General features: G+C 61.6%; 16 protein-coding genes and 1 tRNA gene. 1 reads left to right on the top strand and 16 read right to left on the bottom strand.

Annotation, left to right across the window (positions count from 1 at the left end; genetic code table 11):
• Window positions 1–239 precede the first annotated feature (239 nt).
• Complete coding sequence (locus AC0T4W_RS23190; protein WP_476323328.1) at window positions 240–1631, bottom strand: sigma-54-dependent transcriptional regulator; 1392 nt, start codon at window positions 1629–1631, stop codon at window positions 240–242.
• Window positions 1628–3442, bottom strand: a complete 1815-nt coding sequence (locus AC0T4W_RS23195; RefSeq protein ID WP_476323331.1) for a sensor histidine kinase — start codon at window positions 3440–3442, stop codon at window positions 1628–1630. The genes AC0T4W_RS23190 and AC0T4W_RS23195 overlap by 4 nt, the downstream gene beginning before the upstream one ends.
• 165 nt (window positions 3443–3607) lie before the next feature.
• On the opposite strand from AC0T4W_RS23195, the gene AC0T4W_RS23200 reads away from it, so the two are divergent.
• Window positions 3608–5233 carry a methyl-accepting chemotaxis protein gene (locus tag AC0T4W_RS23200; RefSeq protein WP_476323333.1) on the top strand — a complete coding sequence of 542 codons (1626 nt, stop codon included), beginning with the start codon at window positions 3608–3610 and terminating at the stop codon, window positions 5231–5233.
• On the opposite strand, the gene rfbD is transcribed toward AC0T4W_RS23200, so the two are convergent.
• The 14 genes from rfbD to AC0T4W_RS23270 all read right to left on the bottom strand — a co-directional run bounded on the left by rfbD (window position 5230) and on the right by AC0T4W_RS23270 (window position 20387).
• Complete coding sequence (gene rfbD, locus AC0T4W_RS23205; protein ID WP_476323336.1) at window positions 5230–6093, bottom strand: dTDP-4-dehydrorhamnose reductase; 864 nt, start codon at window positions 6091–6093, stop codon at window positions 5230–5232. The genes AC0T4W_RS23200 and rfbD overlap by 4 nt on opposite strands.
• Window positions 6090–6635, bottom strand: a complete 546-nt coding sequence (gene rfbC, locus AC0T4W_RS23210; RefSeq protein WP_476323339.1) for a dTDP-4-dehydrorhamnose 3,5-epimerase — start codon at window positions 6633–6635, stop codon at window positions 6090–6092. The genes rfbD and rfbC overlap by 4 nt, the downstream gene beginning before the upstream one ends.
• A gap of 2 nt (window positions 6636–6637) precedes the next feature.
• On the bottom strand, window positions 6638–7504 hold the full coding sequence (rfbA, locus tag AC0T4W_RS23215; protein ID WP_476323342.1) for a glucose-1-phosphate thymidylyltransferase RfbA: 867 nt from the start codon (window positions 7502–7504) through the stop codon (window positions 6638–6640).
• An 11-nt stretch (window positions 7505–7515) separates the two neighbouring features.
• Entirely contained in the window at window positions 7516–8568 is a 1053-nt protein-coding gene (rfbB, locus tag AC0T4W_RS23220; RefSeq protein ID WP_476323345.1) for a dTDP-glucose 4,6-dehydratase, read from the bottom strand.
• 128 nt (window positions 8569–8696) lie between these two features.
• A tRNA-Thr gene (locus AC0T4W_RS23225) sits at window positions 8697–8772 on the bottom strand.
• 293 nt (window positions 8773–9065) lie between these two features.
• On the bottom strand, window positions 9066–10295 hold the full coding sequence (locus AC0T4W_RS23230) for a methyltransferase (protein WP_476323348.1): 1230 nt from the start codon (window positions 10293–10295) through the stop codon (window positions 9066–9068).
• Between the two features lie 35 nt (window positions 10296–10330).
• Window positions 10331–11101, bottom strand: coding sequence for an ABC transporter permease (locus tag AC0T4W_RS23235; protein ID WP_476323351.1), 771 nt, complete (start codon window positions 11099–11101; stop codon window positions 10331–10333).
• Window positions 11098–11793 (bottom strand): ABC transporter permease, encoded by a 696-nt coding sequence (locus AC0T4W_RS23240; RefSeq protein ID WP_476323354.1) that lies wholly within the window; start codon window positions 11791–11793, stop codon window positions 11098–11100. Before AC0T4W_RS23240 ends, AC0T4W_RS23235 begins: the two co-directional genes overlap by 4 nt.
• A gap of 50 nt (window positions 11794–11843) precedes the next feature.
• Entirely contained in the window at window positions 11844–12596 is a 753-nt protein-coding gene (locus AC0T4W_RS23245) for an ABC transporter substrate-binding protein (RefSeq protein ID WP_476323357.1), read from the bottom strand.
• 19 nt (window positions 12597–12615) lie between these two features.
• A complete protein-coding gene (locus AC0T4W_RS23250; protein ID WP_476323360.1) occupies window positions 12616–13389 on the bottom strand; it encodes an ABC transporter ATP-binding protein in 774 nt (257 codons plus the stop codon).
• A 176-nt stretch (window positions 13390–13565) separates the two neighbouring features.
• Window positions 13566–14294: a M48 family metallopeptidase gene (locus AC0T4W_RS23255; RefSeq protein ID WP_476323363.1), complete on the bottom strand. Its 729-nt coding sequence runs from the start codon at window positions 14292–14294 to the stop codon at window positions 13566–13568.
• Window positions 14294–17572, bottom strand: a complete 3279-nt coding sequence (locus tag AC0T4W_RS23260) for a type I restriction endonuclease subunit R (protein WP_476323366.1) — start codon at window positions 17570–17572, stop codon at window positions 14294–14296. The genes AC0T4W_RS23255 and AC0T4W_RS23260 overlap by 1 nt, the downstream gene beginning before the upstream one ends.
• On the bottom strand, window positions 17569–19494 hold the full coding sequence (locus AC0T4W_RS23265; protein WP_476323369.1) for an ATP-binding protein: 1926 nt from the start codon (window positions 19492–19494) through the stop codon (window positions 17569–17571). The genes AC0T4W_RS23260 and AC0T4W_RS23265 overlap by 4 nt, the downstream gene beginning before the upstream one ends.
• A 224-nt stretch (window positions 19495–19718) precedes the next feature.
• Entirely contained in the window at window positions 19719–20387 is a 669-nt protein-coding gene (locus AC0T4W_RS23270; RefSeq protein WP_476323372.1) for a YecA/YgfB family protein, read from the bottom strand.
• Window positions 20388–20833: the final 446 nt, after the last annotated feature.

The following is a 20833-nucleotide window of genomic DNA, read 5'->3' on the forward strand; positions in this document are numbered from 1 at the left end:
GGCGAACAGGCTCAAGTCTAGGCGGCCTGTCAGAAAATGACGGGCGTCGGGCAGATTGCCCAGAGCTGTGCGTTGGTGAATCGCCTGCAAGAGGCTAGAGCAACCGTCATGCCAGGCTGTGACCAATTGCCGCTGCTGTCGCCAGAGGCTAGGTGTAACAAGGCCTGGCGCTTGCTCAAGAGAGAAATTACGACCGCGAAGTGCACGCAGTTGCTGCGGGCTTGGCGGAAATCCGCCGGCTAGTCGAGGCTGTCTGGCGAGCTTCCGCCAGCGTCGGCGAAGCTCAGGCCGTGTTTGCGCAGTTTGTCGTGCAGGGTTTTGCGCGGCACGCCCAAGGCTTCGGCCAGGCTGCGCAGCGAGCTGTGAGAACGGCTCAGTTCGGCGCTGATCAGGCTGCGCTCGAAGGCTTCCACCTGGGCGTTCAGACCGCCGCTGCTGGCGTCTTCCTCGGGGATTGGAGCGGCCTGTGTTTGCAGGTCAAGGTCCAGCTCCAGGCCGAGGGCGAAGCGCTCGGCGGCGTTTTGCAGCTCGCGCACGTTGCCCGGCCACGGGTGGCGCAGCAGCGCGGCACGCTGGCCGGGTTGCAGGCTGCGCTCAGCCAGGCCATGGCGGCTGCTGGCGGCCTCGGCAAAGTGCTGGAACAGCAGCAGGGCATCTTCACCGCGCTCGCGCAGGGCTGGGATGCGCAGCGGGGCGACGTTGAGGCGGTAATACAGGTCGGCGCGGAAACGCCCTTGATCTGCGGCCTGGCGCAGGTCTTCCTTGGTCGCCGCGATCACCCGAATATCCAGAGGAATCAGCTGGTTGCCGCCGAGGCGTTCGACCACCCGCTCCTGCAGCAGGCGCAGCAGTTTGACCTGCACTTCCAGGCTCATGCTTTCGATTTCATCGAGAAACAGCGTGCCGCCATTGGCGAATTCGAACTTGCCGATACGGCGTTTCTGCGCGCCGGTAAAGGCGCCCTGCTCATGGCCGAACAGTTCGCTTTCCACCACCGATTCAGCCAGGGCACCGGCATTGATCGCCACAAAAGGCCCGGCGCGGCGGCTCGACAGGTCGTGCAGGGCGCGCGCCACCACTTCTTTGCCGGCGCCGGTTTCGCCGAGGATCAGTACGTCACTGTTGATCCCGGCCAGGGCGCCGATCTGCTCGCGTAGGCGCAGCATGGCCGGCGACTGGCCAACTAAGCGCGCCGACAGGGTGTGGCGGTCGGCCAGAGCCATGCGCAGGCTGCGGTTATCCAGCACCAGGCGGCGCAGGGCCAAGGCGCGGCGCACGCTATCGAGCAGGTCGTCGCTGGCGAAGGGCTTCTCAAGAAAATCATAGGCACCTGCGCGCATGGCCTGCACCGCCAGTGGCACATCGCCGTGGCCGGTGATCAGCAGCACCGGCAGTTCCGGGTCCTGTTCCTGCAGCTGTTGTAGCAGTTGCAGGCCATCGATGCCGGGCATGCGGATATCGCTGACCACCACGCCCGGCCAGTCGCGCCCGATGCGCGCGGCCACGCCATGGGCATCGGCCAGGCTGCTGACCTTGAGCCCAGCCAGATCGAGGGTCTGGCTCAGCGCCTGGCGCAGGTGGGGATCGTCGTCGATCAGCAGCACCTGGGTGCGGGAGTCGATCATGCTCATACAACAAAGTCCTCTGGCGACTGGGTTTTGATGCCCTGATCTGCGGCGCGCAAGCGCAGGGTTAGCTGGGCACCGCCGCCAGGGTGGTTGGCGAACAGCAGTTCGCCGCCCAAGGAGCGCATCAGGGTATCGCAAATGGCCAGGCCGAGGCCGAGGCCCTGGGCGCTGGTTTTAGTGGTGAAGAAGGGTTCGCGGGCGCGCTGTAGCGCCTCGTGGCTAAAGCCGGGGCCATTGTCCCGCAGGTGTAGGTCGACGCCTTCGGCGGTGAGTTCGGCGCTTAACCAGAGCCGGCGCGGTTGCGGCACTTCACTCAAGGCATCAAGGGCATTGGCCAGCAGGTTGCCGAGCACCTGGCGCAGTCGGGTTTCCCCGGCCTGCACCCACAGGGTGGCGTTCGGTAGGTCGCGGATCAGCTCGACTTGCATGGCTTGGCGTCGTTTGGCCAATAGAGCCAGGGCATCGTCGATGGCCGGTTGCAGGGCCACGCTTTCCGGGGCGTGGCGGTCACGGCGGGCGAAGGCGCGCAGGTGGGCAATGATCGAGGCCATACGCTCGGTCAGTTGGCTGATCAGCTTAAGGTTGGCGCGGGCATCATCACCGCGCTGGTGGTCGAGTAGCACGCAGGCGTTGTCGGCGTAGCTGCGGATGGCCGCCAGCGGTTGGTTGAGTTCATGGCTGATGCTCGCGCTCATGGTGCCCAGGGCCGAAAGTTTGCTGGCCTGCACCAGTTCATCCTGTGCTTGCACCAGCTCTTGCTGCGCCTGCTCGCGCTCCAGCACTTCTTGCTTCAGCCGACTATTAAGCCGCTCCAGGTCGAGGGTGCGCTCCAGCACGCGCTGCTCCAGCTGCTGGCGCGCCTGGCTGTCGAGGGCGATACGTTCGAGGTAGTGGCGACGGCGTTGCATCAGCAGGCCGAGCAGCAGCATCAGCAACAGCAGCATGCCGCCGCCGGCCACCAGGGCAGTGCGCACCGGGCGGTCGAGCAGGCTGCGCGGGGCGAGGATGCTGACGGTCCAGCCGGTTTCCTTGAGTTCGCGGTCCTGGCGAATCCAGTTCCGCGCATCCAGTTTGATCGGCGGCGGCGCCTGGGTCGGGTAGGGCAGGTTGGCGGCAATTGCGGCACGCTCTGCGGCGTCCAGCGGGCGGCTGGCGGTAAAGCGCCACTGGCTGTTGGAGGTGAGGATCACCACGCCATGGGCATCGGTCACCAGCAGCTGTTCTGGGGTGTTGCCCCAAAGGGTTTCGGTGTGATCGAGGTCAACCTTGACCACCAGTGCGCCAAGGTTGCGCTCGCCATCGCGCACGGCGGCGGCAAAGTAGTAGCCACGCTTGCCCGAGGTGGTGCCGAGGCCGAAGAAACGTCCGGGGCGGCCAGCGATGGCTTCACGGAAATAGGGACGAAAGGCGAAGTTACGCTCGACGAAGGAGTCGGCCTGCGCCCAGTTGGAGGCCGCCAGGGTCTTGCCGTTGGGGTCCATCAGGTAGATCACGTCCGCCCCGGTTTGCTCGCGCACCTGATCCAGCAGGCGGTTGGCGTTCGCCAGCAAAGGCCGCTCGCTGGGGCTCTGCAGGGCTAGGCGTAGGGCTGGCAGGTCGCCGAGAATCGGTGGCAACACCTCGTAGCGGCGCAAGTTGCCGAGCAGGTTGGCGACGTAGAGGTCGAGGGTCTGACGATTCTGTTCGATCAGCATGCCGCTGTAGTAACGCTCGGCCAGTTGCTGCAGTGGCCACAGCAGGGGTGCCAACAGCATGGCGAGGATGGCCAGGCTGCGCCAACGTGGGCGACGCGGGTGAGGATGGGCGGTGGGCATGCGCGTACTCGGGCAGGGTGATCAGTGGAGAGTGGCGGTTATGCAATAAGTGGGCAAGCTTGCCGATATGGGTCAATACTCCAGTTGTTCGGCATCGCCCTGGAGCAATGGTGCCGCCTTGGTTGCGCCCTGCAGGGACGTCTGCGCTTTATCCCGGAGGTTCCCATGTTGGCTCAATTGACGGTAAGGGCGAGGCTGCTGCTGTTGGCGGTGGTGCCGCTGCTGGTGCTGGTTGTGGTTATCGGCATGGCGCTGTCCAACGCCAGTAAGCTTAACGACAGCTTTGGCGAGTTGTTTAACGACCGCATGCGGCCGATTAGCCAAATCAAGGTGGTCTCCGATGCCTACGCGGTGGCGATGGTCGATGCACTGCATAAATACCGCGCCGGGATATTCGATGAGGCCTCGTTGCGCAAGGCATTCAGTGACGCGCGCAGCCGTGGTGACAAGGCTTGGGCCGAATACATCGCCACTCATCTGACCAGGGACGAAAGCAGTCGAGTCGAACGCACCAAGCCGCATCTGCAGCGGGTGCAGCAGTTGGCTGACCAATACATGGGACAGATAGGTAATGGCCAGTTGTTGGCGGCTGAGGCCGGCCCGTTCAACCGCGCTCTGTATGACACGTTTGACCCCTTAGGTGGCGAGCTGGAAGGCCTGATCAACCTGCTGTTAAGCGAGGGCGAGCAGCTGAGCGTCGAGACCGCCGTGCAGTATCAGTCGATCCGCAATACATTTGTGCTGATCGGCGTAGTGGCGCTGGTGCTGGTACTGGTGGCCGCGCTGTTGATCAGCCTGTCGATTATTCGTCCGCTGTCCGGTTTGCGCAGCCTGATTAGCGAAGTGCAGCAATCGTCCAACTTGACCCTGCGCGCCGATGTCAGCGGCCGCGATGAGGTCTCCGATACCGCGCGCGCCTTCAATACCATGCTTGAGCACCAGCAGACGCTGATTCGTCATCTTACTGACACCGCCACTCAGCTGGCGGCGGCGTCCGAGGAAATGAGCGCGATCAGTGCCCAAGTCAGCCAGGCCGCGACGACCCAGGGCGATCAGACCAGCATGGTGGCCACTGCCGTGCACCAGATGAGCGTGGCGGTGCAGGAAGTCGCGCGCAATGCGCAGTCCACCGCCAGTAATGCAGCGGACGCTAATAAAGAAGCACGCCAGGGCAGCGAATTAGTGCAGTCCAATCTCACATCGATTCAAGGGCTATCGACGTCGGTGGAAAAAGCCGGCGAAGTGATCGACACCCTGCACAGCCAGAGCGATGAGATCAGCAAAGTGCTCGGAGTGATTCAGAGCATTGCCGAGCAGACCAACCTGCTCGCACTCAACGCGGCCATCGAGGCGGCGCGCGCCGGTGAAGCAGGGCGCGGCTTTGCCGTGGTGGCCGATGAGGTGCGCAGCCTGGCCAGCAATACGCAGAAAGCCACCGAGTCGATTCGCAGCATGATCGATGCTTTGCAAGGCGGCGCACGCAGTGCGGTAAGCGCCATGCAGCTATCGCGCGAGCAGGCGCAGAACAGCGTCAGCCATGCCCGTGAGGCGGGCGAAGTGCTTAACCATATCGCTCATGCGATTGAGGGTATCGCCGACGGCAATGTGCAGATTTCTGCCGCCACCGAGGAGCAGACGGCGGTGGCCAATGAAATCAGCCAGAACATCAGCAGCCTTAACGACAGCATTAGTGAAGTGGTCAGCAGTGCCGAACAGAGTTCGGTTGCCAGCCGCGATCTGGCGCAGCTGGCCAGCGGTTTGCAGCAGCAAATTCAGCGCTTTAGGGCTTAGCTGCACAGGCACTGCTCCAGCGCAGTTTGCCAATCCGGCAGCTGAACGTGCCAGTCCTGCTGCAGGCGGCTGCAGTCCAGGTGTGAATTAAGCGGGCGCTGCGCCGGGGTTGGGTAGGCGCTGCTGGGAATGGGGTGCAGCGTCGCCACGCGTTTGCCCTGGCTGTGCAGGTGCGCGGCAATCGCGCTGGCGAAACCGAACCAGCTGGTTTCACCCTGTGCGGTCAGGTGATACAGGCCCCATGGGCCGGGATGGCCGCTGCGCCACTGATTGATCAGTTGCGCCGTTGCCTGCGCAATAGTGCCGGCCCAGGTCGGCGCGCCGATCTGATCGTCCACCACGGAAAGGCTTTCGCGTTCCTGCAGCAGGCGTTGCATGGTCAGCAGAAAGTTTTTGCCATGCTGCGAATAGACCCAGCTGGTGCGCAGAATCAGGTGCATACCGCCCACGGCCTGAATCGCCTGCTCGCCAACCAGCTTGCTGCGGCCATAAACACTCAGGGGGTTTGTTGTATCACTCTCGCGGTACGGCTCGGCCTGGCTGCCATCGAACACATAATCGGTGGAGTAGTGGATCAGCGGTGCGCCCAGCTCGGCTGCTAGCTCGGCGAGGATGCCGGGCGCGGTGGCGTTGATCGCGAAGGCCAGCTCTGGTTCGCTCTCGGCCTGATCCACTGCAGTGTGCGCGGCGGCATTGATGATCAGCTCGGGACGCAGGCGCTGGACGTGCTGGCGAATCAGTGCGGGCTGGGCCAGGTCAAGCTGTTCGCGGCCCAGCACGGTCAAGTCATCTGCGCCGTGCAGGACGCGCTGCAGTTCCTGGCTGACTTGGCCGTGCTGACCGAGCAGGAGGATCTTCATGGGAAAACCTGTGCATCGGTGAAGCTGAGCCCGGCCTGATCCTTGGCTGATAACTGCGGCGGGCCATCCAGCGGCCAGTCGATGGCCAGGGTCGGGTCATCCCAGCGGATGCAGCGCTCATGTTCCGGCGCGTAGTAGTCGGTGGTTTTGTAGAGAAATTCGGCGAACTCGCTGAGTACTACAAAGCCATGGGCAAAACCCTCTGGTACCCACAGTTGCCGATTGTTCTCGGCGGACAATCGGATTCCCATCCATTTGCCGAAGGTGGGCGAGCTGCGGCGTAGGTCCACAGCTACGTCATAGACTTCGCCAGCGGTGACCCGCACCAGTTTGCCCTGCGCCTGCTGCACCTGGTAATGCAGGCCGCGCAACACGCCGCGTTGCGAGCGCGAATGGTTGTCCTGAACGAACTCACGCTGCAGGCCGGTGGCCTCGGCGAAGCTGCGGGCATTGAAGCTCTCGAAGAAAAAACCGCGCTGATCGCCGAATACTTTGGGTTCGAGAATGAGCACGCCGGGTAGGTCGGTGCTGATAGCCTGCATGTTTACTCCTCCGCCAGCTTGAACAGGTACTGGCCGTAGCCGGTTTTGCCGAAAGCTTTGGCCTGTGCCAGCAGTTGTTGACGATCAATCCAGCCTTGCTGGTAGGCGACTTCTTCCAGGCAGGCGACTTTCAGGCCCTGGCGCTGCTCGATGGTTTGCACATATTGCGAGGCATCCAGCAGGCTGTCGTGGGTGCCGGTATCGAGCCAGGCAAAGCCACGGCCGAAGCGCTCGACGCGCAGGTCGCCGCGTTGCAGGTAGGCATTGTTGACGTCGGTTATTTCCAGCTCGCCGCGCGCCGAGGGCTTGACCGCCTTGGCGATCTCGATCACGTCGTTGTCGTAAAAATACAGGCCGGTCACCGCATAGCTGGACTTGGGTACGGCAGGCTTCTCTTCAATTGATATGGCCTTGCCGTGGGCGTCGAACTCGACCACGCCAAAGCGCTGCGGATCATTGACCCAATAACCGAAAACCGTAGCGCCCGAAGGTTCGGCGGCCGCGCGCAGGAGTTTTTCGGTGAAGTGCTGACCGTGGAAGATATTGTCGCCGAGGATCAGGCATACCGAATCTGCGCCGATAAAGTCTTCGCCCAGAATAAAGGCCTGGGCCAGGCCGTCCGGCGAGGGCTGTTCGCTGTACTCGAAGCGCACACCAAACTGACTGCCATCGCCGAGCATCTTGCGAAAGTTCGGCAAATCCTGCGGGGTGGAGATGATCAGAATCTCGCGCACGCCGGCGAGCATCAGCACCGAGATCGGGTAGTAGATCATCGGCTTGTCATAGATCGGCAGCAGCTGCTTGGATACGCCCAGGGTGATGGGGTGCAGGCGGCTGCCAGAGCCACCGGCGAGAATGATGCCTTTCATGGTACTGCTCCTTAAACTGCGCCGAGGCGTTCGCGTTGGTAGCTACCATCCTGCACGCGGCGGCACCAGTCGAGATTATCCAGGTACCAGAGCACGGTTTTGCGCAGGCCGCTGGCGAAGGTTTCCTCAGGCTTCCAGCCCAGCTCGCGTTCGATCTTGCTGGCATCGATGGCATAGCGCTGGTCATGGCCTGGGCGGTCAGTGACGAAGCTGATCTGCTCTTTATAGGAGCCAGTCTGACGCGGGGCCAGCTCGTCCAATAACGCGCAAATACTTTCCACCACATGCAGGTTCTTCTGCTCGTTGTGCCCGCCGATATTGTAGGTTTCGCCGACCGTACCTTCGCTCACCACCGTTAACAACGCACGGGCATGGTCTTCTACATACAGCCAGTCACGCACCTGCTGGCCGTTGCCGTAAACCGGTAGTGGCTTGCCATCTAGGGCATTGAGTATTACCAGCGGGATCAGCTTTTCCGGAAAGTGATAAGGGCCGTAGTTGTTCGAGCAGTTGGTGATCAGCACCGGCAGGCCATAGGTGCGCTGCCAGGCGCGAACCAGGTGATCCGACGCGGCCTTGCTTGCCGAGTAGGGCGAGCTGGGCGCATAGGGTGTGGTTTCGGTGAACAGATCGTCCACGCCATGCAGATCACCATACACCTCGTCGGTGGAAATATGGTGAAAGCGAAACGCCGCCTTGCGCACGGACTCCAGTTGCATCCAGTAGCTGCGCGTGGCTTCGAGCAGCGCATAGGTGCCGACGATATTGGTCTGAATAAACGCCGCCGGGCCGTCGATGGAGCGGTCGACATGCGACTCAGCCGCCAGGTGCATGATCGCATCCGGCTGAAATTCAGCCAGCGCCTGATTGACCGCCGCGCTATCGGCAATATCCGCCTGCACAAAGCGATAGCGAGGATGATCAGCAACACTGGCCAGCGACTCGAGATTGCCGGCATAGGTCAGCTTGTCGAGGTTGAGCACCCAGTGCTCGGTGTGATTCAGCAGGTGACGAATCAGGGCCGAACCGATAAAGCCGGCACCGCCGGTGATAAGGATATGCACGGACCTACACCTTCCTTTTTATATGCTCGGTGAGCATTGCAAGGCAGTGTTGCAAGCCTCGTAGGATGGGGCAAGTGCGGTATTTTTTGCATAAAAAAGCCCCGCATCGCTGCGAGGCTTTCTTTGTATGGTGCCGGCACCAGGAATCGAACCCGGGACCTACTGATTACAAGTCAGTTGCTCTACCAGCTGAGCTATACCGGCCTTTGAGGGTCGCCATTATATCCATTCGTTTGGCTGAGTAAAGCTGCCTGAGCATAGTTATGTGCAGGCATTGTTATCAGCAGCAAAAAGCTTATGCACATATGCAGGGCATCTGGTACGAACGTGCGCAGGATTTGTGAGCTGGTTCGCGGTATTGGCTAAGCGCATGTTTTTATGAGAGATATTTTCAGATTAAAAAATGTGCAGATTGGCGATATACAGCTGTGGCGTGCTTTTGCGTGGTTTGCTCAGATTCTGTCAACAGAGTTATCCACAGATGCTGTGGGTATTTTTTACTGGCGTTCTGCCAGCAGCAGTAGGTTTCGTGGGCTTTGTTGGTGGCTGCAGAAGGTGCCCAGGCGTACGTCATAGCCTTGCTCTTGCAGGAACAGGGCGCGGTCGAGCAGCAGCCAGAGCTCCAGTGGGCGGCGGAACAGGTTGCGCAGCAGTTCTAGATTGCGCACCTCGGCCAGGCGTTGCCAGCCATTTTGTTCAAGCTGCTGCCAATCCTGGGTCGTGGGTGTGGGCAGTTGTTTGAGTGCGGCGAGGTCTTTGCAGTAATCGGCGAACGGCTTATCGAGCCAGGCTGGCGGCAGGGATGGGGTTGGCAGGTATTCATCGCTGCCACGCAGCTGGCGCTGCAGCAGATCGAAGGCGAGACGTCGGGCCATGGACTGATCGCGTTGGCGGCGTACCCGTGTGCCGGCGGTGACGGTTTCGCTTAGTGGGAGGCCGAGATCGTCGATGGACAGTTGCAGTGTTGAGGTCTGAGCGCTTGCTGATAGTGGCTCGTAGTGCTTTGTGCTGATGCGGTTGTAGCAGCAGGGTGCCACGGCCAGTTGTTGGCAACCGATCTGGCTGGCGAGCTGCAGCAGGCGCGTATGCAACTCACCACAGGCGTGCAGGGCAACCGGTGTGTGCAGCACTTGCAGCCGCATCACGGCGTCGTCAGCCAGAACATCCTGCTCAATATGCTGTGCAGTTATGCCGAGTTTTTGGCTGAGTTGCTGGCCGCTACTGACCAGATGCGGGTTGTATTCCAGGCAGGTCAGGCTGCCGCCGCCGTGTGCGAGCATGCGGCCAAGGTGGCCCTTGCCGGCGCACCAGTCCAGCCAGTGTTGCGGTGTGTGGCTAAAGCTCAGGCTGCGGGCGAAGGCGTCGATCTGCTGCCATTTGCGCCCCGGTACATCGCTACTAAAGCGTGCGGGTAAAGCTGTCGCGGGTGACTGTGGCAGTTCACCTATATGGCTTAACTCTTGAGCCTGAGCGGCCAGTTGCGGGAACGGCGCGGGTGCTTGCAGCTGGTGCGGCTGGTTATGCGCGGCTTCGGCATGCTCCAGGCTTTGCGCCCTGAGCCAGGCTGCCAGTTGAGGATGCTCTGCTTCCCAGGGCAATGCCGGGTAATGCACAAAGGGGCGTGGTCGCCACAGCGCCTGGTGCTCGATAAGAAAGCTGTCAAGCGCCTGAAAGCGCTGCAACAGGGCAGCATCTTGCAGGATTTTGGCGGGAGTGGTGGTTGGCATGATGGAGTTACCTGAGGGCGCGGGCCCTCAGGCAATCAGCGGCCCTGGCAGGCGTCGACACGTAGCCAGCGCTCCAGCAGTTTGAAGCCGCGCACCAGCAGGAAGGCGATCAGCAGGTAGAACATCCCGGCGGCGAAGAAGATCTCCACCGGCAGGTAGGTGCGGGCGATGATGGTGCGGGCCATGCCGGTCAATTCCAGCAGGGTTACGGTGCTGGCCAGGGCGCTGGCCTTGAGCATCAGGATCACTTCGTTGCTGTAGGCGGGTAAGCCGATACGCGCCGCCCGTGGCAGGACGATATAGAACATGGTCTTGGCCCGCGACATGCCCAGGGCGCGAGCTGCTTCGATCTCGCCCGGTGGCACGGCCTGAATCGCGCCGCGCAGAATTTCGGCGATATAGGCGGCGGTGTGCATGGTCATGGTCAGCACCGCGCACCAGTACGGGGAGCGCAGATAGGGCCAGAGCGGACCTTCGCGCACTGCATCGAACTGCGCCAGCCCGTAGTAGACCAAAAACAGCTGCACCAGCAGCGGCGTGCCACGGAAGAAGAAGATGTAGCCGTAGGGCAGCGCACGCACATACCAGTGCCGCGAGGCGCGGGCGATGCCCATGGGCAGGGCGAGGATCAGCCCGGCGAGAACCGCGATAGCCACCAGCTCCAGGGTCAGCAGCGCACCTTCAGACAGGCGCGGCAGCCACTTGATGATCACGTCCCAATTGAGGGCAGTTAGGCCCCCCCACAGTGCATAGGCGACCAGTGCGAGGGCAACCGACCAGGCGGCTATTTCAGAGAACTTTTTCATGATGCGCTCCTGACAAAACCACGGCTGGAGCGTTTTTCAAGGAAGTGCATACCGATCATCGCCAGCACCGTCAGGCCCAGGTAGATAAAAGCCGCCACCATATAAAAGGTGAAGGGCTCTTTGCTGGAGGTCACGGCGATTTGCGAGCGGCGCATGATTTCTTCCAGGCCGATCACCGACACCAGTGCGGTGTCCTTCATCAGGATCATAAACAGATTGCCCAGGCCGGGCAGGGCGATGCGCCACATTTGCGGCAGGATCAACCGCCAGAAAATCCGTGGCTTGGACATACCCAAGGCAAGGCCCGCTTCGCGGTGGCCCTTGGGGATGGCCAGGATCGCGCCGCGAAACACCTCGGTGGCGTACGCGCCGAAGCAGATACCCAGGGCGATGGTGCCGGCGGCAAAGGCGCTTAGCTCAAGGCTTTCGATGCCGAGCAGGTCCGCCAGGTTACGCATCAGCTGCACGGTGCCGAAATAGATCAGCAACACCCAGAGCAACTCGGGAATCCCGCGCACGATGGTCGAGTAAGTACCGCCAAGCCATTGCAGCGGCTTGTACGGGGAAGTCTTGGCGAGCGCGCCGAGCAAACCGAGCACCAGACCCAGGCACAGCGCGCTGAGCGCCAGCTTGATGGTCATCAGGGTGCCAGCAGCCAGGGCCGGGCCGAATCCGTAGAGGTCGAAATTCATAGGGGCTCAGAAGCCTGCGCCGCCCGGGCGGGCGACGCAGTGCCGGCAGCTTAGTAGATGCTGAACGGGAAGTACTTGTCGTTGATCTTCTTGTAGGTGCCGTCAGCCACGATCTCGGCCAGTGCGGCGTTCAGCTTCTCGCGCAGGGCGTCGCCCTTACGCACGGCAATGCCGATTTTGTCGTTGTCGAATACCGGGTCGCCCTTGAATTCGAAGCTTTTGCCGGCGTCGCTCTTCAGCCATTCCCAGTTGACAAAGGTGTCCGCCAGCACGCCATCGAGGCGGCCCGAAGACAGATCGAGGTAGGCGTTTTCCTGGGTGTCGTACAGCTTGATATCAACCACGCCGTCCAGGTTGTCTTCCAGCCAGGTGCCGGCGATGGTCGCGCGCTGGGCACCGATCACTTTGCCTTTGAGGCTGGCTTTGTCAGTCTTGAAGTCACCGCCTTTCGGGGCAATGAACTGCAGCTTGTTGGTGTAGTAGGGCTCGCTGAAGTCCACAGCGGCCTTACGCTCTTCGGTGATCGACATGGAGGCGATCAGGAAGTCGAATTTCTTCGCGTTCAGTGCCGGGATGATGCCGTCCCAGTCGGAGGTGACCACTTCGCACTCGGTCTTCATCTTGGCGCACAGGGCCTGACCGATTTCCACGTCAAAACCACCGACCTGGCCGCTGGCATCAATCAGGTTGAACGGCGGGTAAGCGCCTTCGGTGCCCATCTTGAGTTTGTCAGCAGCGACGGCGCTGGTGCCGAACGCCAGGGTGGCGGCAGCGGCCAGCAGGATTTTCTTGTAGTTCTGCATGCGTAGTTGCTCCGTGTGTTTAGTGATTGCTGGACATGAATTGTTTGCAGCGCGCCGAGTTCGGGTTGTCAAACACCTGCTCCGGGGAGCCCTGTTCTTCAACCAGGCCCTGATGCAGAAACACCACTTCGCTGGACACTTGACGGGCAAAGCCCATTTCGTGGGTCACCAGCAACATGGTGCGGCCTTCCTCGGCGAGTGCGCGGATCACATTAAGCACTTCTTGTACCATCTCCGGGTCGAGGGCCGAAGTCGGCTCATCGAACAGGATGACTTTCGGCTGCATCGCCAACGTGCGGGCAATCGCCGCGCGCTGTTGCTGGCCGCCGGAAAGCTGATTCGGATAAACGTGGCGCTTGTCGGCGATACCGACCTTGGCCAGCAGCGCCTCGGCCACCTCAATGGCCTCAGCCTTGCTCTGCCCCAACACGCGGCGCGGTGCCTCGATGATGTTGTCGAGCACGCTCATGTGCGGCCACAGATTGAAATTCTGGAAGACGAAACCGATCTCGCTGCGCAGGCGATTGATCTGTTTGCTGTCGGCGGCGACCAGGTCGCCATTCTTCGAGGCCTTGAGCTTGAGCTCTTCGCCCGAGAGGATGATCTGTCCCTTGTGCGGGTTTTCCAGCAGGTTGATGCAGCGCAGAAAGGTCGACTTGCCGGAGCCGGAAGAGCCGAGGATGGAAATCACATCGCCATCGCGAGCGGTGAGGGAGATGCCCTTGAGCACCTCAAGGTCGCCGTAGCGTTTATGCAGGTCGCGTATTTCCAGCGCGGGCGTGGCCTCGGCCATGGGTGGTCCTCTTATTCTTCGGTTGCGCTCAGGCGTTGCGTGGCCTTCCTGGCGAGGCGTCAAGCTAGCATAGCGTTTCGCTGACCGCCAAGCCGTTTACCGGCCGTCCGTGGCCGCTTGGGTCACTGGTGTCGCCTGGCTACAGCTGGCTGTCGCGCAGATGCAAAACGGGTCGATCAGCTCACGTCGTTCAAATACAACTCCACCATCTCATCCAAGCGCACCTTGATCGGCTGCCAGTCCGGCATCAATTGATCGAGCAAGCGCCAGAAGGCTTCCGAGTGATTGTGTTCGGCCAGGTGGCAAAGCTCGTGCAGCAGCACATAGTCGATGCATTCGGGTGGCGCTTTGACCAGGTGCGGGTTGAGCGTCAGAGTGCCGGAATGTGAGCAACTGCCCCACTGCGTCTGCATGGTCAGCAGGCGCACTGCAGGCCTTTGCGTGAGCCAGCGAGCTTGCGGCGTTAGGCGATCCAGGCGTTGCTTGAACTGTTCGCGGGCACGCGCCTTGTACCAGGTGAACAACAATTCGCGCACTTTCTCCGGTCGGTTCTGCCGCACGCTAATGCACAGCATGCCGCGCAGCAGTTTGACCTGTTGCGGTGCGCTGCTGCTTTCGCTGACTCTCAGCGGGTAGCGCTTGCCCAGGTAAAAGTGGGTTTCGCCACTGATGTACTGACGCGGGCGCACATGCAGCAAGCGCTCGCGAATGGGCTGCAGCTGCTCCCAGATCCAGCGTGCGCGCTTGTTTACCCCGGCGCTGATCTGCTCGGCGCTGGCGTCGACCGGCGCCAGCACCAACACCTGACCATCGGGCTGTACCTTGATGGTCAGTTTGCGCGCCGGACGTGGCAGCCGCTGCACCCGATAGGCAATCGCCTCGCCGCCGTAATGCAGGCTGGCCATCAGGTTTTACGCGCGCCGGCGCGGACGATCTGCACCACCTGTTCCACCTGTTCCACCTGTTCCACCAGTGCCTGCACCTGGTCCATCCCCAGGCCCAGGGCTTTCAGCGCCATAAAGTACAGCGGCAGCAATTGCTGGCGCACGGCTGCCTCGATGTTCAGCGGGTTAATAGAGAACTCGCGTACCGCCTGGCTGACAATGGCGTCGGTCTGCTCTGCAAGTTGAACCCAGTGCGGTGTATCAATAGCCGTCACGTGTTGCTCATCCAGCAGCAGCTTGAACGCGCCGTAATACGCCTGAACATGGGGGTTGCCGCGCACCGCGTCGGGCAGCTCGTCGAGCTGGCGCTGCTGCACCTGCTCGCCAAACTCCTTGAACAGCAGGTACTGCTTGAGCAGGTTATCGAACAGCGCATCGGCCTCGGCGATCACCTGACGCAGCAGTTCGGAGAAGCGCTTCTGCGCGTAAGGGTCGTCCAGCAGTTGGTCGATTTCCTTGGTCAGGCGGGTCTGGATGATGTCCTTCTCGTTGCGGGTTTTTTCCTCGCTCCAGGCTTCGGGCTTATGCGCGCCCATATCGCCGACCACATAAGCACCCTTGGATTCGCGCACGCCGATGCCCAGCACATGCTTGTCCATCAGCTTCTTCACCTGCACCGCGTACTCGTCGTAATCCACGGTATCGCCGGTGGCCTGCTTGAGGCGCTGGCGCAGGTTGGAGAGTTGTTTGAGCGTTTCCTTGTACTCGCGGCGAGTCTGCTCGCTAACGCTCTTGTCCTGAAAAAACGCCTGAGACTGCAAGGCAATCGCCAGGCAGGCGGCGAACTCGCTGAGCAGCGCATAGAAGTCATCACGGGCCTTCTGCCGGGTATCGACCTGCGCGCCGTCCAGCTCCTGCAGGCGCGGTAGCAGCACGGCGAGCATCTGCTCGATATCCTGGGTGTTTTTCACCTCGGCGAATATCGCCCACAGCTGCTTGTGCAGGCTCGGCAGCTTTTTGTATTCGGTGCTCATCGGGCTGTACAGGCCGTCCAGGTCCTCGATGCTGTAACCGCCCTGGGTGCGCGTGGCCAGGTCTTGGTATTGAGCGATAGTGATGTCCAGCTCGCCGAGGATGCCGCGATAGTCGATCAGCAGGCCGTGTTTCTTGTTCGGGTGCAGGCGATTGACCCGCGCGATGGCCTGGATCAGGTTGTGTTGCTTGAGGTTCTTGTCGATATACAGCACCGCGTTGCGCGGCTCGTCGAAGCCGGTCAGCAACTGGTCGATAACGATCAGCAGGTCCGGCCCGTCGTCCTGAGCAAAGGCGTCGATCATCCGCTGTTTGTAGACCGTGCCGTCCTCCTTGCCGACGTGCTTGTCCCACCAGGCCTGTACCACCGACTTGCTGTCCTCGTCGTTGTCGCTATTGCCCTCGCGGCTGTCCGGGGCGGACATCACCAGCGCCGAGCTGACTTCGCCAATCTCGTCGAGAAAGCCCTTCAGGCGAATGGCCGACACCCGGCTGTCGCAGGCCACCTGGCCCTTCAAACCATCGAGGATATTGCCGAAGTGCTCACTGATGTCATGGGCGATCAGCTCCAGCCGGCCGAGGGCCTTGTATAGCTCGCCCTTCTTGGCGAATTTCTTCTTCAGGTCGGCCTGCTGCGCCTCGCTCAAACCCTGGGTGTGGCGCTCGAACCAGCTGTCGATGGCGCGATCATTTACATCCAGTTCCAGCCGTCGCTCTTCGTACAGCAGTGGCGTTACCGTGCCGTCTTCCACGGCGCGCTGCATGGTGTAGGCATGCACGATGGGGCCGAACTTGTTCTGGGTTTTCTCGTTCTGCAGCAGCGGCGTGCCGGTAAAGGCGACAAAGGCCGCGTTGGGCAGCGCCAAACGCATCTGCACATGGTTTTCGCCGCCTTGCGAGCGATGGCCTTCGTCCACCAGCACGATGAAATCGCTGCTGTCGTTGCGGCATTCCGGCAGTTTGGCCGCCGAATTGAATTTCTGGATCAGGCTAAACATCACCCACGCCGTGCCCTTGCCGATCTGCTGGGCCAGATGCCGGCCGGATTGGCTCAGTGCTTCCTGCTGATCGCGCTCGGTCAACACCCCAGCGCTGGCAAAGGTCTTGCTCAGCTGCGCTTCTAGGTCGGTGCGGTCGGTGATCACCAGCACCCGACAGTTCTGCAAATCCGGGTGGAAGATCAGTGCCTTGGAAAGCAGCAACATGGTGATCGATTTGCCCGAGCCGGTGGTGTGCCAGATCACCCGGCCCTGGCGGGCGCCGCGCACATCGCGCTGCTGGATGCGCGCAATCAGCGCGCGGATGCCGAACACCTGTTGGTAGCGGGCGACGATCTTGCCGTGCTTGGTGTCGCTGTAGGTGTAAAAACGCACCAGCTCCAGCAGCCGATCGGGTCGGCACAGGCTGGTGAGTAGTTTGTCCTGCTGGCTGGCGATCAACCCGGCGGCCAGCCAGCTGCGATACCAGGCCAGGCTGGCGGCGGGGCGCTGGGCGAATATTGCCTGCTCCTGGGCGGCGTCTAGTGGGCGATTCTTTAGCTCGGCAAAGGCCACCTCGCCGATTTCCTCCTCGCGCCAGGCGGCCCAGAATTTCTCCGTGGTGCCGACTGTGCCATAACGCCCGCCACTGCCATCGACCACCAGCAGCAACTGACTAAAAGCAAACAACTGGGGGATTTCATCGGCGCGCTGGTTGCGCAGCATCTGCGAAATGCCTTGCTGAATGAGGTCCTTGCCGCTATTGGAATCCGGGCGTTTGGCCTCAATCACCACCAACGGCAGGCCGTTCACATACAGCACAATATCCGGGATGCGCTGGCCAATGCCGCTGGCGCAGCCCACGCCAAGTTCTTCTTTCAGGTGGAAGCTGTTATTGCTCGGCGTTTGCCAGTCGATCAGCGCAATGGTCGGGTTGACCTTGGCCTTGGCCACGAAGTCGCCAACGCTCACCCCGTACAGCAGCTGATCGGACAGCCGCTGGTTGGCCGCCTGCAAACCCTCGTTCAGCGGCGGATGGCTGATCTCGCTCACCAGTTTGTTCAGCGCCGCCTCGCTCAGGCCATGCTCCACGCCATTGCTGTAAAAGCGTCGCTTGGCCAGCTCGGCGCGCAAAACCTCGGCCAGTACAACGCGTTCCTTGCTGCCGCGTAACTCCAGCGCCTGGCTGGGACTCAGGTAGGTAAAACCCAGATTGGCCAGCAGCGCCAGCGCGGGGATCTTGGCGCTGTATTCTTCTTGGAACTTGGGGTGGGCAACGGCGGTGGTCACAGCACTATTCCTTGTTCGGCCAACCATAGGCGACCGGCAGCGCTGGTCACATAGGCCTGTTGCGGATGGTTGATCACTTCGGGGTACAGGTAGTGCAGCAGGCCCTGCTGCTCGCGTAGCGGGTTCAAATGGCCGGTCTTCAGCGCACCCACCTGGCGATTCAAGTGCCTGGCCAGTTGCTCGGCATTGTACGGGCGCAGGCTGCATAGCCAGAGAATCAACGGCCAGAGTGTGTGCTTGCGCGCTTTGGGCGAAAGCGCCGCAAGCGCACTGCGCAATGACTCGGGCAGGTCACTCGTATTTGCCCTGAGGTCACTCGTATTTGCGTCGAGGTCACTCGTATTTGCCCTGAGGTCACTCGTATTTGCGTCGCGCTCGCTGCCATCTGGGTTTTCTGCCGGGAACAACGGCAGGCCCGGCAACTCCGCCAGTTGGTAGTAAGTCGCCGGCCCCGCGCCACCTTTTACCAGCAAGCCACGTTGATGGTGCAGGCGGCCCAGTACCTGGCTGGCGGCCAGCGTGTCGAGGTCGCTGATGGCGCGCAGCGCGGCGTTGTCCACCGCGCCGGTTTCTGCCGCCAGAATCAGCGCCTTGGCCTCATCGGCGCTCAGCTGTAGATGGCTGAACTGCTGCAGCCAGCGCAATTGCGCCTCGCCCAGCAACTGGTGCAGCAAATAGATAGCGGTGAACTGGTTTTCCAGCTGATGGCTGCTAAACACCGGCGCGGTCAGCCCCAGTTCTTGCAGCAGGCGGCGCATGGTGCGGATGCCGGTGCCCTTGGTTTCGGCGAACTCCAGGTCATACAGCACAGCAGCGATGACCGGGTTGCGCAGCAGCGAACCCATCTCGCCTAGCAGTGCCGTGGGTTTGAGTGAATAGCCGGCATTGCGTATTTCCAGGCGATTGCTGTAACGCACCACCAGGGTCGGCTGGTTGACCTGATAGTCGCGGTGCATCAGCGCATTGACCACCGCCTCGCGGATTACCTTCTGCGGCAGCAGCGGCTGATCGGAGCGCTGGGTTTCGCCTTCGCGCAAACGGAAGTGGCGGGGCATATCGTCCAGAATGGTCGCCTCCAGGCGGGCGACCAGGCGCAGCAGCGGCTCGCGAAAATCCTGGGTGGTGGCGAAGCGTTGCTCAGGGTCTTCGACCCACTGCGTGCCCTGAATGCGTACGTAGTCCACCCGCACGGCCGGCAGCAGGCGGCGCAATGCCAGCGGCTTGCCCAGCAACAACAAGCCCGCCACATTTGGTCGCCAGCGTCCGTCGATCTGTTTGACCAGATTGAGCGCGCGCAGCATCTCCTCGTCACTGGCCAGCAACTCCTCGGCTTGAGGGCGCACGCGGCCACGCAATTGCCGATACAGGGCGATTGCGCCACTGTCGAGGTCATCCCACTCGGCGTCCGGCAGGATCACCTGCTCAAAGCTCATGCCCGACTTGGCCAGTAGCAGCGGCTCCAGTTCGTGTTGCGTGCACTCGTAATCGCCATTTAGCCCGCGCCGCCACACCCCGGTTTTGCGTTTGTTCTTGCTGTCGAACTTGCCCTTGAATACGCACGGCTTGGCGGCGGCATCCAGTTCCGGCACATACAGGGCCACAATCCGCTGGCCGTCGATCAGCGCCGTTTGGCTGTGTATGGCGATGGCGGTTTCGAATTGCTCGCGGCAGTTGCCCTGGATCTCGTTCAGCAGTTTGTCGACATCGGCCACGCCTTCCAGCCAGAACGTATCGTGCTGTGCGTCCGGCTCGCACACCCCCAGCAGCAGATAACCGCCACCTAACCCCGGCTCATTGGCAAAGGCGCAGATGCTTTGCATCAAGGAGTTGCCAGCCTGGCTGGCGCGTTTGGCCTCGATGCGCGGGTGTTCGTCGAGGGCGCACAGTTCGGTCAGTAACGATTCGACTGATTGCATCAGCATGGGGCGCCTCCATCGCTGGGTGCGCGGGCGTGGGCACTGTTTGTTGGCGTAACGCTGGCGAGCGGCATGGAGCTTCCTTGCGTGGGCGTGAGCAGACGATACCAGAGGCCGCCAGCCAGGCCGAGTGGGGCGGTGTTGTTGCTATTGCCGTGGTAGCCCGGATGTAATCCGCGGCGGTTCACGCGTGCGGTCCCGGATTGCATCCGGGCTACGGTTGGCCGTGCTTAGTGCAGGCAGCACTGCTTGAACTTCTTGCCGCTGCCGCACGGGCAGGGGTCGTTGCGACCGGCTTTGGGTGTTGCCTGCACGGGGGCTTGTGCTGGGCGGGTCGCTTGGCTGCGTTGCGTTAGCCAATACGCATGCAGGGCGCGCACGGCGGGCTCGATGGCGCTGACCGATTGCTGATGCTCGGCTTGGCTCATCTGCTCCAGAAGCGGGAAGTTGGCTTCGCTGCCGTGCAGTTCGATGGCCGCCAGGTGCGCGGCCTCGGCTTCCGGCAGTGCCGGCCATTGGCCGAGGGCCACGCCGCGCATATAGCCGAAGCACCATTCCTCAACGATGGTCAGGGTTTCGCCCTCGTACTCGCGGGTGCTGAACAGGGCGGCGAACTCGGCGGGGTATTCCATCAGCATCAACACGCAGTTGTTGATGTGTTGAATCAGCAGGTCCATAAAGCGCTGCATCTCGGCGCTTGCCCAGTCGAACTTGGGCAGCTCGCCGCCCCACAGCGCGGGCAGCCAAAGGCTGGGTGGCAGTATCTCGGGGCCGGAGATCAGCGCGGTGAAAAAGCCGTCCAGCTTGCTGGCGTCGAGGATCGAGTCATCGTTGCCGTACTTGAGCAGGATGCCTTCGACATAATCCAGTTCGGCGTCGCTGAGTGGGTCGGTTTTCATATGCAGCTCCGTGGTTCGGGTGATAGCGGCGGTGTTTGGACGAGTGCGTAGGGCAATGCGCTGCTTGTGGGAGGGGCTTTAGCCGCGATGCCGCAAGTCGCGGCTAAAGCGGAGCGTCGCCCGGCTCCTCCCACACCAATAAGGCCTCCACCTCGTTGTCCTGCCGTACTCGGCGTTGGCCGGTGAGCCGTTGTGACATCCGATTTTTCGTAAGGCGGATGACGCTTCACCCATCCACCGTGGCGATTTTAAGGTGGATAAAAACAGCGTTATCCACCCTACACGCTGGCCAGTGATTTGTTGTTGCAGCAGGTTTTTCGTAGGGTGGATGACGCTTCACCCATCCACCATTGCGGTTTGCCGGTAGGTCGCCATGGTGGGTTACGGCGCAGTCGGGCTTGGCCGTGGCCTTGCGAGGGTAACAGGCGCAATCCCCATGGATGGGG

It is taken from the genome of Pseudomonas sp. C7.1 (genome assembly GCF_056312395.1).